Consider the following 12,958-nt stretch of genomic DNA (forward strand, 5'->3'; position numbering starts at 1 on the left):
GTTGTGCAAAACGTTTTGCATGCCTAGCTTGTGCGCCATGAGCGAGACAGCGCCCGCGACGCCGGGCGGCCTTGTGGTGACCGGATGCGATGTGCTGCGCGTCCCGGCGGAGGGCGAGTGCGAGATCCTCCGGGCGCAGGACATCGTCGTGGCGCACGGCCGTATCCAGGAGGTGGGGCCCACCGGCACCGCGGTTGCGGAGACCGCCGCCGAGGTGATCGACGGCCGGGGCCTGCTGGCCGTACCGGGCCTGGTCAACGCGCACACGCACAGCCCGATGGTGCTGATGCGCGGAGCGGCCGAGGACGTGACGGTCGAGGGTTGGTTCAACGACCGCGTCTGGCCGATGGAGAGCAACCTCACCCCCGCCGACGTGCGCGCCGGTGCCCTGCTGGCCTGTGCCGAGATGATCCGCTCCGGGGTCACGGCCTTCGCCGACCACTACTTCTTCCCCGAGGGGATCGCCGAGGCGGTCGCCGGGACGGGACTGCGCGCCGACATCGCGCCCACCTACTTCAGCAGCCGGGGCGCGGCCGCCCTCGAGGAGACCGTCGCGTTCGCGGAGAAGTGGCACGGCCAGGCCGGGGGCCGGGTCACCGTCTCGCTCGGGCCGCACGCCCCGTACACGGTCGACGACGCGGACCTGCGCACCCTGTCCGGACACGCCCGTCGGCTGGGCCTGCGCATGCACATCCACGCCGCGGAACACCTGGAGCAGACCGAGGCCGGCCTCCGGCGGCGCGGCATCACACCGATCCGCGTGCTGCACGAGACCGGGGTGCTGGACGCCGGCGCCCTCATCGCCCACGGGTGCGGCATCGTCGCACAGGACCTGCCGCTGCTGGCCGAGTACGCCGACCGGACCGCCGTGGCCTGCTGCCCCAAGGTGTACCTCAAACACGCGCTGTTCCCGCTCACCCCGGTCCGGGAACTGCTGGACGCCGGAGTGACGGTCGCGGCCGGCACGGACGGCGCCGCCGGGCACAACACGCTCGACATGTGGGAGGCGCTGCGGCTGGTGGCGCTGACCCAGAAGCAGGCGGTGCGGGACGCCACCTGGATGACCGTCTCCGACACCCTGCGGCTGGCGACGCGCGGCGGGGCCCGCGCCCTCGGGCTGCAGGACCGGATCGGCGCACTGGAACCGGGGATGCGTGCCGACATCGTCCTGACCGACCTGTCCGGACTCCACTGCCGCCCGCTGCACGACCCACGCGCGGCCCTCGTCTACAGCGCCCGCGCCACCGACGTCCGTACGGTGATCGTCGACGGCCGTGTCCTGATGCTCGACGGCAGACTGCTGACGGTGGACGAGCCCGCTCTTCTCGCGGAGGCCGAGGCCCGTGTCGCGCGGATCCTCGACACCTCCCACGGGAGGGCGGTGCAGCACTATGACCCGTGAGCCGTCCGGGTGGGGGAGCGCCGGGGACCGCCCGGCGGTGCGCAGGCCCGCGTCCATCAAGGACGTGGCCGCCGCCGCGGGGGTCAGCCCCACCACCGTCTCCCATGTCCTCAGCGGCAACCGGCCGGTCAACGAGGACACCGCCGCCCGCGTCCGCAGCGTCGTCAACCGGCTCGGGTACGTCCCGGCCTCGCTGGCCCGCAGCCTCCAGGCCGGCTCCACCTCCGTCATAGGTCTGCTCATCCCCGACATCAGCAACACGTTCTTCGCCGAGCTCGCCAAGGGTGCCGAGGACGCCGCCCACGACCTGGGCTACGGACTGATCCTGTGCAACACCGAGTTCGACGCCGACCGCGAGGACCGCTACCTCGGCATGATCCGCAGCCGGTTCATCGACGGCATGGTGTACGCCTCCGGGTCACCGCCCTCCCGCAGGCGGCTGGAGGCCCTGATGGGCAAGTTCCCCATCGCCCTCGCCGACGAGGAGGTCGAGGGGCTGGAGGGCGCCCTCATCGCCACCGCGGACCACGAGGCCGGCGGCCGCCTGGTCGGCGAGCACCTGCGTGAGCTCGGCCACCGCCGGGCGCTGATGCTCACCGGCCCCCGCGCTTTGAGGAGCAGCGTCGCCCGCGCCACCGGATTTGTCCGCGCGTTCCGCGGTCAGGTCGTCGACCGTGTCGGCGACTTCAAGGAGGCCTCCGGCTACCGCCTGGTCGCCAAACTCCTGGCGGAGGGCGGCCTGGACTGCACGGCCGTCTTCGCCGCGAACGACCTGATGGCCTTCGGCGCCCTCACCGCCCTCGCAGAAGCCGGACTCTCCGTCCCGCGGGACGTTTCCGTGGTCGGCTTCGACGACATCCCGGTCGCCTCCCTGGTCGCCCCGCCCCTGACCACCGTCCACCAGCCCGCCTACGACGTGGGACGCACCGCGACCGCGCAACTCCTGCAGTACGTCTCCCGGGGCGAGGTCCCACCCGCCTCCCGGCACACCCTCCCCGTCGAACTCAAGGTGCGCGGCAGCACGGCGCCCCCGGTCCGCTGAGTCCCTCCCGCCCATGTGTCCCACCTGCACGTTGCCGCGCTGCCCCGTGCCCGAATTCCCCCTCCAGGAAAGGCGATCCACCATGCCCAGAGTTCTCGTCGTCGGCGAGTCCTGGTTCACGTACACGGTCCACCAGAAGGGCTTCGACGCCTTCCACACCGCGGAGTACACCGAGGGCGGCGGCGTCTTCCTCGACGCGCTGCGCTCGCGAGGCCACGAGGTGACGTACGTCCCCGCGCACGAGATCCCCACGCGGGTCCCGGATTCCGCCGACGGCTTCGACGCCTACGACGTCGTGGTCATCAGCGACGTCGGCGCCAACAGCTTCCAGCTGCCGCCGCAGACCTTCGGCCGGTCCATCCCCTGCCCCGACCGCTCGGAGCTGGTGCGGGCCTTCGTCGAGCGGGGCGGTGGGGTGCTGATGATCGGCGGCTATCTCACCTTCAGCGGCATAGACGCCCGCGCGCGCTGGGGACGTACGCCGCTGGCCCCCGCGTTGCCGGTGGAGATGCTCGACCGGGACGACCGGGTGGAACTCCCGGCCGGGGCCGTGCCCGAGGTCGTGGCCGACCACGCGGTCGTACGAGGGCTGCAGCGGCTGTGGCCCGCGCTGCTCGGCCTCAACGAGGTCACCGTTCGGCCGGAGGCGTCCGTGCTGGCCGAGTGCGCCGGGCATCCGCTGCTGGTCGTCGGCGGACACGGCGCGGGCCGGTCGGCCGCGTTCACCTCGGACGTGGCACCGCACTGGGCACCGCCGCCGTTCCTGAGCTGGGAGGGATACGCCGAGCTGTGGGACCGGCTGGTGCGCTGGCTCGCCGGGGCGGAGCTGTGACACGCGCACAGGGCACACCCCACATCGCCGCAGCGCCGGGCGACTTCGCCCCGCTGGTGCTGATGCCGGGCGACCCGCGCCGGGCCCGCCGCATCGCCGAGACGTTCCTGCAGGACGCCCGGCTGGTCACCGACGTGCGCGGCGTCTTCGGCTACACCGGCACCCACGAGGGCGAGCCCATGTCGGTCCTCGCCTCCGGCATGGGGATCCCGTCGGTGTCGATCTACGCGACCGAGCTGCTGCGCCACTACGGGGTCCGCAGGATCGTCCGGGTCGGTACGGCGGGCGCGATCCCGGGGTCGGTGGCGCTGCGGGACGTCGTGATCGCCTCCGCCGCGCACACCGACTCCCAGGTCGGCCGACTCCCGGACTTCGGGGTCACGCTGTCCCTCGCCCCGTCCCACCGGCTCCTCGGCGCCGCCGTACGGGCCGCGGGGCAGGAACAGCCGGACGGCGGGGGAGCGGTGCACGTGGGGCCGGTGTTCAGCACGGACCACTTCTATCTGGACCGGCCCGCCGTCTTCGAAGCGCTGGAACGGCGGGGCACCCTCGCGGTCGAGATGGAGGCCGCGGGACTGTACGCCGTCGCCGCCGCGGAGGGCGGGGAGGCACTCGCCGTACTGACCGCCTCCGACCATCTGCGCACGGGCAAGGAGCTCTCCGCCGCCGAGCGGGAGACCTGCTTCGAGCGGGCCGTGCGCATCGCGGCCGCCGCCCTCCTGGCCGATGTCTGAATTTCTCCCGGAGGAAATCAAACAGAAACCGGACGACATAGCCAAAACGTTTTGCACTTCTTACTGTCGACGCAACCACTCACCCCACACCCGCCAATGCACATGATCAGGAGACAGAAGATGAGACACGGGAAAAGCGCCGCCGCGGCGGTAGTGGCGGGAATGCTCGCACTCGCCGCATGCGGCGGATCGGACGGTGATTCCGGGACCACCGGAGCGTCCGGCAAGCCCCGCATCAAACTGGTGATCAACGGCGGACTGGGCGACAAGTCGTTCTTCGACTCCGCCTACGAGGGCCTGCAGCGCGCCCAGAAGGACCTCGGCTACGACCTCAAGGTGGTGGAACTCGGCTCGGACCGCACCAAGTGGGAGCCCGGTTTCGAGGACGCCGCCGCGGCCGACGACTACGACATCCTCGCCGCCGGCACCTTCGACGTCACCGACTACATCGGTGATCTCGCCCCGCAGTACCCGGACAAGAAGTTCTGGGTGTTCGACGCGCCCGTGGACTACAGCGGCAAGAACGGCACCTGTTCCAACAAGTGCGAGAACGTCTACTCCGTGACCTTCAAGCAGAACGAGGGCGGATATCTCGCCGGATTCCTCGCCGAGAAGCTCATCGCCGCCAAGTCCCTGAAGGGAGCGGAATCCCAGAAGAAGGCCGGTGTCATGGGAGGAGTGAAGATCCCTCTCATCGACGACTTCGTCGTGGGATTCAAGGCCGGATTCACGGCCGCCGGCGGCAGCCACTCCGACGTCCTCGTGCAGTACGTCGGCGGCGACAAGCCCTTCGGTGATCCGGCCAAGGGCAAGGAGATCTCCACCGCCATGTACGGCCAGGGCGCCGCACTGGTGTGGCCGGTCGCCGGGCTCTCCGGGCTCGGCACCTTCGAGTCCGCGGCCGCCGCGAAGCGCTACGCGTTCGGCGTCGACTCCGACCAGTACCAGACGCTCGCCGACCAGGCGCAGAAGAACACCGTCGTCACCTCCATCCTCAAGAACGTCGGCAACGCCCTCTACAAGGCCGCGCAGGACGACCGGAAGGACTCCCTCGAGTACGGCGCCGTCGAGACCGTCGGCCTCGCCGAGGACGCCGTCGGCTACGTCAACGACGACCACTTCAAGGAGCTGGTGCCGGAGCAGATCCGCACCGAGCTCCAGGCGGCCGCCGACAACGTGAAGTCCGGCTCCGTCAAGGTCCCCAGCGCCCTGTAGCCGAACGAAACGGTCCCGACGATGAACGAGTCATGGCACACCGCAGGTCCAGCCGTCGCCGCCCGCGCGGTGACGAAGACCTACGGCAACGGGGTGCGCGCGGTCCGCGGCGTGGACCTGGAGGTCCCGGCCGGTGAGATCCGGGCGGTGGTCGGCGAGAACGGCGCGGGCAAGTCCACGCTGATGAAGATGTTCTACGGCCTGGAGCAGCCCTCGTCCGGCGAGATCCTGATCGGCGGACGCCCGCGCGAGCTGCGCGGACCTGCCTCGGCGATCGCGCTCGGCGTGGGCATGGTGCACCAGAACCTCATGCTGGTGCCCTCCTTCACCGTCGCCCAGAACGTCGTTCTCGGCGTCGAGCCCGGCCACCGCGGCCTCGTCGACCCCAGGGCGGCCGTCGAGACGACCGCCCGGCTGGCCGAGGAGTCGGGCCTCGCCGTCGACCCCAGGGCACGCGTCGACGAGGTGTCGGTCGGGATGCGTCAGCGCACCGAGATCCTCAAGGCGCTGCACCGGCGGGCGAAGGTGCTGATCCTGGACGAGCCGACCGCCGTTCTCACCCCGCAGGAGACCGAGGATCTCTTCGCCGCCGTACGTCGCCTGCGCGACGGCGGGATGACCGTGCTGTTCATCTCGCACAAGCTGAGGGAGGTGCGGGAGATCAGCGACACGGTCAGCGTGATGCGGGCCGGCTCCCTGGTGGGGACCGTGCCCACGGCCGACGCCACCGAACGCTCCCTGGCCGCCATGATGGTCGGCCGCGACCTGTCCCTGGACGTCGACCGGGTGCCCGCCCGCCGGGGCGAAGTCACCCTGCGGGTACGGAGGCTGGGGTACCGGGCGCCCATCGGCCAGTCCCTGCACTGTCTCTCCTTCGACGTCGCCGCAGGGGAGATCGTCGGCGTGGCCGGCATCGAGGGCAACGGGCAGAGCGAACTCGCGGAGATCCTGGCGGGGTTGCGCCGCCCCACCACCGGCACGATCCACGTCGGCGGCACGGACACCGCCGGACTCGACGTCACCGGACACCGCAGGGCCGGCGTGGGGTACGTCCCGGAGGACCGGCTGCGCAACGGAGCCGCACTGGACGAGTCGATCGCCGACAACCTGGTCGTCGACCGCCACGACCGCCGCCCGCTCGCCCGCCGCGGCGTCCTGCGTCCCAGGGCGGTGCGCGCCCATGCCGATCGGCTGATCCGCCAGTACGCGATCCGCACCCCCGACCCGTCCGTCCCCGTGCGCGCGCTGTCCGGCGGCAACATGCAGAAGGTGATCGTCGCCCGCGAACTCTCCGCGGGGCCACGGCTGTTGATCGCTTCCCAGGTCACCCGCGGGGTCGACGTCGGCGCCATGCGCTTCATGTACGAACGTCTCGTCGCCGCCCGCGACGCCGGCGCCGCCGTCCTGCTGATCTCCGCCGACCTGACCGAACTGCTGGCCCTGTCCGACCGGTTGCTCGTCCTCAAGGACGGCCTCCTCGTCGGCCGGTTCGACGACACCGCCGGTCTCACCGAGAAGCACGTCGGCCTCTACATGCTCGGTGTCGAGCACCACGACGAGGAGCACCTGACGACAGGTCTCGACTCCGGTGAGGAGCACGCCCCGTGACCAGCACCCTCGTCGAGACCGAGGACCGCCGGGAGTACCGGGCGACCCGTCGCCGCGGCCTGGCCGTCGACCTCAGCATGACCCTGGCCACCATCCTGGCCGCCCTCGTCATCGGCTTCCTCGTCATCCTCGCCACCGGCAAGGATCCGGTCCGCGCGTACGAGGCCCTGCTCACCGGGCCATTGGAGCGCTCCTTCCGCGTCGGCCGCTGGCTGGAGGACGCCACGACCCTCACCCTGCTCGGTCTGTCGGTGGCGATCCCCTTCCGTGCCCGCCAGATCAGCCTGGGCGCCGAAAGCCAGCTGTACGCCGGGGCGCTGGCGGCCGCCGCCGTCGCGATCTTCCTGCCGCTGCCGCCGGTCCTGGCCGTCGTCGTCCCGCTCGTCGCCGCGGCCACGGCGGGAGCGGGCATGGGCTTCGTGCCCGGGTCCATGAAGGCCCGCCTCGGCGCCAACGAGATCGTGGCCACGCTGATGCTCAACGCCGTCGTCGTCCGCGTCTACGACTACCTGGTCAACGGACCGCTGAAGCAACCCGGCAGCAGCGCCGTGCACTCGGAGCGCATCCGTCCGGACTCCGCGCTGACCCCGCTGACCGACTGGTTCGGCATCCCGCTGGGCCGCGCCAACATCGGCCTCGGACTGATGCTGCTCACCGCTGTCGCGCTGTGGCTGCTCATCACCCGCACCCCGCTCGGCTACCGCATCCGGATGACCGGCTCCAACGCCGACTTCGCCGAGTACGGCGGCATCCGGGTACCCCGCGCCATCGAGTGGAGCTTCGTCATCGGCGGCGCCGTCGCGGGCCTCGCGGGAGCCCATCTCGTTCAAGGCGTCTACGGCCGGCTCGAACCCGGACTGGCCGGCAGCCTCGCCTTCGAGGGCATCGTGGTGGCCCTGCTGGCCAGGAACAACCCGCTGGTCGTCGTGGTCGCCGGGCTCTTCTACTCCTATCTGCGCGCCGGGGGCGACATCATGGAACAGCAGACCGACGTCGGCACCGAGATCGTCGTGGTCATCCAGGCGGTCATCGTGCTGCTGGTCACCGCCCAAGCACTACCGGACCTGCTCAAACGGCGCATCGCCCGCAAGCAGGTGGCGCAGAAGCAGGTGGGCGCCCGATGAGTTCCGTGCTCGACGTCGTCCTCAGCAGCGCCTTCCTGGCGGCCGTGCTGCGGGTCGCCACCCCCTACCTGCTCGCCGCCTTCGGCGGACTCGTCGCCGAACGTGCCGGCATCAGCAACATCGCCCTGGAGGGCCAGATGCTGGCCGCCGCCTGCACGGGCGCGCTGGTCGCCGGATACAGCCACTCCGTGGCCCTGGGTGCGCTGGGCGGGATCGCGGTGGCCACGCTTCTCGGCCTGCTGCTCGCCGCACTGAGACTGGAACTCGGCGCGGACGCGATCATCGCGGGCATCGGCCTCAACCTGCTCGCCTCCGGCGCCACGGCCTACGCCGTCTTCACCCTCCTCGACGACAAGGGCGGCACCTCCGGGCTCAAGAGCGGCACCCTGCCGAGCGTCCCGCTGCCCGGCATCGACGGCATCCCGGTGCTCGGTGACGTGCTGAGCGACCAGAACATGGTCACCTGGCTGGCCTTCCTGACCGCCCCGTTCGTCGCCTGGCTGTTCTACCGCACCCGCTTCGGCTTCCATCTGCGGGCCGTGGGCGAGATGCCGGAGGCGGCCGCGTCGGTGGGCATCCCGGTGCGGCGCGTCCAGTACGCCGGGCTCGCTCTCAGCGGCGCGCTCGCCGGTCTCGCCGGGGTCTTCCTCAGCATGGGCTACGTGTCCTTCTTCGTGCGGGACATGACGGCCGGCCGAGGATTCATTGCCCTCGCCGCGGTCTTCCTCGGCGGCCTGCGTCCCTGGGGCGTCTTCCTCGCCGCCCTCGGCTTCGGCGCGGCGGAGGCCCTGGCCGTACAGCTCGGCACGCTCGACGTACCGCCCCAGCTGGTGTCGACCATCCCGTACGCGATGACCCTCGTGGCACTCGCGCTGTATGCCTGGCGCCGAGGGCGCCGAGGCACGGGGGAGCCCGCCCCGGCGTCCCTCTGAGCTTCCTGCCGCAGGTCCCGCCCTGACGAGTTGGTACCGTCGCCGTCCGGACGACTCAAGAGGCGAAAGGCGGTCATGTGGCAGCCCGTATCGATCTGGACGCAGTCGACAAGACCCTGATCCGGCTGCTGCAGCAGGACGGGCGGGCCTCGTACACCGACCTCGGCAAGGAGGTGGGGCTGTCCGCGCCGGCCGTGCGGACGCGGGTGCAACGGCTCACGGAGAGCGGGCTGCTGCAGTTCGCCGCGGTCACCGACCCGCTGAAACTCGGGCTGCCCGTCATGGCGTTGCTCGGCATCAAGGTCGACGGTGGGCCACGGGAGATCATCGACGCACTGGAGCGCATCGACAGCGTCATCTATCTCGTGGCCACCGCCGGCTCCTTCGACCTGTTCGCCGAGGTCGTCTGCCGCACGATGGACGAACTGTCCGCCGTCATCAATGACGACATCCGCACGATTACCGGCGTGCGCGAGGTGGAGTCGTTCCCCTACTTCGGCATCCACGTGCACCGGTTCACTTGGGACATCCCGTAGCGCCGTGGGCCGCAAAACCTTTTGCATGACGTTCAATTCTGAATAACAGAAGGTCGCTTGCTTCAAAAAGCGAAGTCGAGCGGCTGCTTCTCTTTCTGTATGGTGGGTGAACAGCCGCCTCCAGGGAACGCTTTCCGGAGCGCGCACCGCATGTCGTTGCCGGATGAGAGGCGTTGATGTTCGCTGTGCCGTCGCAGGGGACCGACGGTTTGCCGACCGTGCGGGAAGCCGAGATCGCACGGCTGACAGAGGTCGTGGACGCACTGGTTGCCGGACGGGGATCGGTGGTGGAGATCACCGGCGAGGCGGGTATCGGCAAGACCTCCCTGGCCACCTCTCTCACGGAGCTGGCCCTGCGGCACGGGCTCCCGGTGGCCCGCGCCCACGCGGTGCGCGGGGACATGACGCCGTACCAGGTCTTCCGGGACGCCAGGGCGGCCCGGTCGGGTTTCGAGGAGACGGCCGACCCCGCCGCGCCGGAACTCCACCAGGTTCCCGAGTGGGCGGCCGGGGGCGTCCTGGCACTGGACGACCTGCAGTGGTGCGATCAGTCCTCGGCGGAGCTGGCCGCGCGGCTGATCCGGTCCCCGGGCCCTGCTCCGTACGTCCTCGCGATCGCCCATCGGCCCCGGCAGACCAGTCCGTTGCTGCTCGAAGCGCTGGACAACGGGGTGGGTGCGGGCACCGTGACGCGTATCGAGCCCGGTCCGCTGGACGCCGACGCGACGGCGTCCCTGCTCGGCACCTGGCGAAGACCCGCGACGGCTCAGGAACTCCAGGACGCCACCGACCTGCGTGAGTTCGCCGAGCCCCTGTGCGCCGCGGCCGGCGGGAACCCGCGCCATCTGCGCCTGCTCGTGGCGGCCGGCTGGCACCCGGAGCATTGGCCCGACCATCCCGGCCTCGACACGGACGGGCTGCTCCGCGAGGCCAGGCCGGTGATCGCCGAACTCGACGCGCTGACCCCCGACGCCGCGACCACGGCGAGGGCGGCCGCCGTGCTCGGCGATCAGTTCCGGCCCGAGGACGTCGCCCACGTCTCCGGCCTGGGCCTGGACCGCACCCTGGACGCGTTCGCCGAGATCACCCGGGTGGATCTGATGCAACCGGCCCGCTGGGGCGGGAGGTTGTCCTTCCGGCACCGTGTCATCGGACATGTGGCGCACGAGAGCGCCGACCTGTCCTTCCGGCTGCGCGCCCACCAGCGCGCCCTGGACATGATCGCCGGGCGCGGGGGCCCCGCGAGCGAACAGGCCCGCCACGCGGAGCACCTGCTGGGCACGGACGGCGCCACGGCGGCACGGATCCTCGCCGAGGGCGCGGCGGAGATCGTCACGCGTGCTCCCGCCACGGCGGCGCGATGGCTCCGGCTGGCCCTGGAGTGCCCGCCCGACAACGGCCGGACCGCGTCCAGAACCACGCTGGAACTCGCCCGCTGCCGCGCGCTGATCGCCGCCGGCCGACTGGAGGAGGCGCGGGCCCTCGCCCATGAACTGCTCGGGGAGCGCTCCTCGGCACTTACCGACCGGCAGCGCATGCAGGCCCACGCGGTCTGCGCGGACGCCGAGCGTCTGCTGTGCCGGTACGAGGAGGCCGAGGCGATCGCTCGCACGGCCCTGCGCACCCTGCCCCGGCCGCTGCCCGATCCCCTGCCCGCCGAGGCGGTGGAGCTGGTCTTCCAGTACGGCCTCGTCCACGTCCTGCGCGGCACCCACGACCAGGCGCGCACCCTGCTCCACGAGGCTTCCCGGGCGCGCAGCGATGCCGACCCCGCCGCCCGGACCGCGCTGCGTGTCCTCGCCGCCTTCTGCGACACCCACCTGGGCCGTCTGGACAGCGGTGCGACCAAGGTCACCCGGTGCGTACAGCTCGTGGACGCCCTGCCGGACGCCGTCGCCGGACACACGCCGGAGACCCTCGCCCTGCTCGGCTGCGCCGAGATCTACCTGGAGAGGTTCACGGACGCCTACCGTCATCTGGACCGCGGGCTGCGCGCCGCGAACGGCGGTGCGCAGAAGCACATCCTGATGCACCAGCTCCTGGGACTCTCCGTGCTCGACCAGTGGACCGGCCGACTGGACGAGGCACAGCGGAGGGCGCGGGACGCCGGGCAACTGGCCCGTTCCATGGGTGCCTCGGACGCGGTGGCACTGGCGACGGCGATGCGCGCCTCGGCGCTCGTGTGGTCCCGGGGGCGGCAGTACGCCGACGAGGCTGCCGCCCTCGCCGAAGAGGTGGCCGGCACCGCCCGTCCCGGGCCCGGCTGGTGGGCCACCGCCGCGATCGGTCTGCTGGCCCAGACACGGCTGCTCGGCGGGGACGCCGCCGGAGCCCTGCGGACCCTGCTGGAGAGCGGGGGAGGCGAGGGGCTGCCGCTGGTCCAGCCGGCCTTCCGGCCCTCCCTGCTCGCGCTGATGGCGACGGCCGCGCTGGCCTGCGACGACGCGGAGGCCGCCCACCGGCTGGTACGGGACGCGGAATCGGATGCCGAGCGGCTGGGCCTGCGTGCGCAGTGGGCGTATGTCCGCCGGGCGCGTGCCCAGCTTCATCTGACCGACGGCGAACACGCCGCCGCCGCGGAGCTGTTCGAGCTGGCGGCGGAGGGATTCCGGGTCGCAGGTCTGCCCGTCCAGCACGCCTGGACGCTGGTCGCCGGGGCGCGCTCGGCCCATGAGGTCCATGGACAGGCCGCCGCCCTCGCCCAGCTGGAAACAGCGGTGGCCCTGGCCCGTCCCTGCGGAGCGGTCCTGGTACGGGAGCAGGCCGCGCGTGTACGCGCCGAGCTGGCGGAGAGCGACGAGGCGGCACACCACCTCGCTCAGCTCAGCGACCGGGAGCGCGAGGTCGCCGAACTCGCCGCCGAAGGGCTGCGCTCCCGGCAGATAGCGGAACGGCTCTTCCTCAGCCCCCGCACCGTGGACACCCACCTGGCCCGCATCTACCGCAAGCTCGGCATCTCGTCCCGTCTCGCCCTGGCCCACATCCTTCGTGCGGGGCCTGAGGTCAGCGCGGCAGCCACTCGCTGAGGGCGGTGATGAGGCGGTCGAGCGCGGGATGTTCGGAGGAGCGGTCCGTGCGGACCGTACGGCCGTCGAGCTGAAGTGTGTACTGGAACATGTCGACCGCACCCATGTCCATGATGAAGTCGGGGACCTCGTCGAGCGCCGGATCACCGAGCAGCGTGCGCAACTCCCTGAACTGGGCCGCGCTCGTACGACGCACCACCGGTCCGCCCTTGTCACTGCTGTGGACGGTGCCGTCGCCCCGGAGAATCACCTGCTGGTGGACGCCGGCGAAGCCGCCGCTGACGGTCATGGTCACCAGCTTCTGATCCGGCCCGGTGACAGGCACCGGCGACGGGCTCCGGGAAGCCGATGCCGACACGGAGGGCGGGCGCGGGACGGACGGGGAGGGCGACGGCGCGGCGGAGGAAGCGGTCACGGTGCCGACCGCGACATCCGAAGGCTCCGCCGAGCCTGCGCCGGACCCGAAGGCGCAGCCGGCCGGCCCCAGTACGCCGACCGTGAACGCGA

Annotated in this window: 11 protein-coding genes; 10 read left to right on the forward strand and 1 reads right to left on the reverse strand. The window is 71.6% G+C overall.

The features are described from left to right. Nucleotides 1-37: 37 nt before the first annotated feature. The 10 genes from ABZO29_RS40075 (at nt 38) to ABZO29_RS40120 (ending at nt 12,451) form a co-directional block, all read left to right on the forward strand. Nucleotides 38-1,402, forward strand: coding sequence for an amidohydrolase (locus ABZO29_RS40075; RefSeq protein ID WP_367325105.1), 1,365 nt, complete (start codon nt 38-40; stop codon nt 1,400-1,402). Continuing rightward, nucleotides 1,392-2,444, forward strand: a complete 1,053-nt coding sequence (locus ABZO29_RS40080; protein ID WP_367325106.1) for a LacI family DNA-binding transcriptional regulator — start codon at nt 1,392-1,394, stop codon at nt 2,442-2,444. Before ABZO29_RS40075 ends, ABZO29_RS40080 begins: the two co-directional genes overlap by 11 nt. A gap of 82 nt (nt 2,445-2,526) precedes the next feature. After that, the gene (locus ABZO29_RS40085; RefSeq protein WP_367325107.1) at nt 2,527-3,276 is read left to right on the forward strand and encodes a glutamine amidotransferase; all 750 of its coding nucleotides are present in this window, start codon (nt 2,527-2,529) and stop codon (nt 3,274-3,276) included. Then, nucleotides 3,273-4,010 (forward strand): purine-nucleoside phosphorylase, encoded by a 738-nt coding sequence (gene deoD / locus ABZO29_RS40090; protein ID WP_367325108.1) that lies wholly within the window; start codon nt 3,273-3,275, stop codon nt 4,008-4,010. The genes ABZO29_RS40085 and deoD overlap by 4 nt, the downstream gene beginning before the upstream one ends. A gap of 120 nt (nt 4,011-4,130) precedes the next feature. Further along, entirely contained in the window at nt 4,131-5,225 is a 1,095-nt protein-coding gene (locus ABZO29_RS40095) for a BMP family protein (protein ID WP_367325109.1), read from the forward strand. Nucleotides 5,226-5,246: 21 nt separating this feature from the next. Then, nucleotides 5,247-6,833 carry an ABC transporter ATP-binding protein gene (locus ABZO29_RS40100; protein ID WP_367325110.1) on the forward strand — a complete coding sequence of 529 codons (1,587 nt, stop codon included), beginning with the start codon at nt 5,247-5,249 and terminating at the stop codon, nt 6,831-6,833. After that, entirely contained in the window at nt 6,830-7,957 is a 1,128-nt protein-coding gene (locus tag ABZO29_RS40105) for an ABC transporter permease (RefSeq protein ID WP_367325111.1), read from the forward strand. Before ABZO29_RS40100 ends, ABZO29_RS40105 begins: the two co-directional genes overlap by 4 nt. Then, on the forward strand, nt 7,954-8,889 hold the full coding sequence (locus ABZO29_RS40110) for an ABC transporter permease (protein ID WP_367325112.1): 936 nt from the start codon (nt 7,954-7,956) through the stop codon (nt 8,887-8,889). Before ABZO29_RS40105 ends, ABZO29_RS40110 begins: the two co-directional genes overlap by 4 nt. Nucleotides 8,890-8,984: 95 nt before the next feature. Continuing rightward, the gene (locus tag ABZO29_RS40115) at nt 8,985-9,425 is read left to right on the forward strand and encodes an Lrp/AsnC family transcriptional regulator (RefSeq protein ID WP_367326371.1); all 441 of its coding nucleotides are present in this window, start codon (nt 8,985-8,987) and stop codon (nt 9,423-9,425) included. A 176-nt stretch (nt 9,426-9,601) separates the two neighbouring features. After that, nucleotides 9,602-12,451: a LuxR C-terminal-related transcriptional regulator gene (locus ABZO29_RS40120; RefSeq protein ID WP_367325113.1), complete on the forward strand. Its 2,850-nt coding sequence runs from the start codon at nt 9,602-9,604 to the stop codon at nt 12,449-12,451. Here the strand turns inward: ABZO29_RS40120 and ABZO29_RS40125 are convergent. Next, complete coding sequence (locus tag ABZO29_RS40125; protein ID WP_367325114.1) at nt 12,429-12,740, reverse strand: hypothetical protein; 312 nt, start codon at nt 12,738-12,740, stop codon at nt 12,429-12,431. The genes ABZO29_RS40120 and ABZO29_RS40125 overlap by 23 nt on opposite strands. Nucleotides 12,741-12,958: the final 218 nt, after the last annotated feature.

The organism is Streptomyces sp. HUAS ZL42 (assembly GCF_040782645.1).
Taxonomy (GTDB): Bacteria; Actinomycetota; Actinomycetes; order Streptomycetales; family Streptomycetaceae; genus Streptomyces.

Excerpts from the sequence above, each read along its gene's own strand:
- ABZO29_RS40075 (WP_367325105.1), top strand. The coding sequence starts at position 38 with ATGAGCGAGACAGCGCCCGCGACGCCGGGCGGCCTTGTGGTGACCGGA.
- ABZO29_RS40080 (WP_367325106.1), top strand. The coding sequence starts at position 1,392 with ATGACCCGTGAGCCGTCCGGGTGGGGGAGCGCCGGGGACCGCCCGGCG.
- ABZO29_RS40085 (WP_367325107.1), top strand. The coding sequence starts at position 2,527 with ATGCCCAGAGTTCTCGTCGTCGGCGAGTCCTGGTTCACGTACACGGTC.
- ABZO29_RS40095 (WP_367325109.1), top strand. The coding sequence starts at position 4,131 with ATGAGACACGGGAAAAGCGCCGCCGCGGCGGTAGTGGCGGGAATGCTC.
- ABZO29_RS40100 (WP_367325110.1), top strand. The coding sequence starts at position 5,247 with ATGAACGAGTCATGGCACACCGCAGGTCCAGCCGTCGCCGCCCGCGCG.
- ABZO29_RS40110 (WP_367325112.1), top strand. The coding sequence starts at position 7,954 with ATGAGTTCCGTGCTCGACGTCGTCCTCAGCAGCGCCTTCCTGGCGGCC.
- ABZO29_RS40120 (WP_367325113.1), top strand. The coding sequence starts at position 9,602 with ATGTTCGCTGTGCCGTCGCAGGGGACCGACGGTTTGCCGACCGTGCGG.
- ABZO29_RS40125 (WP_367325114.1), bottom strand. The coding sequence starts at position 12,740 with ATGACCGTCAGCGGCGGCTTCGCCGGCGTCCACCAGCAGGTGATTCTC.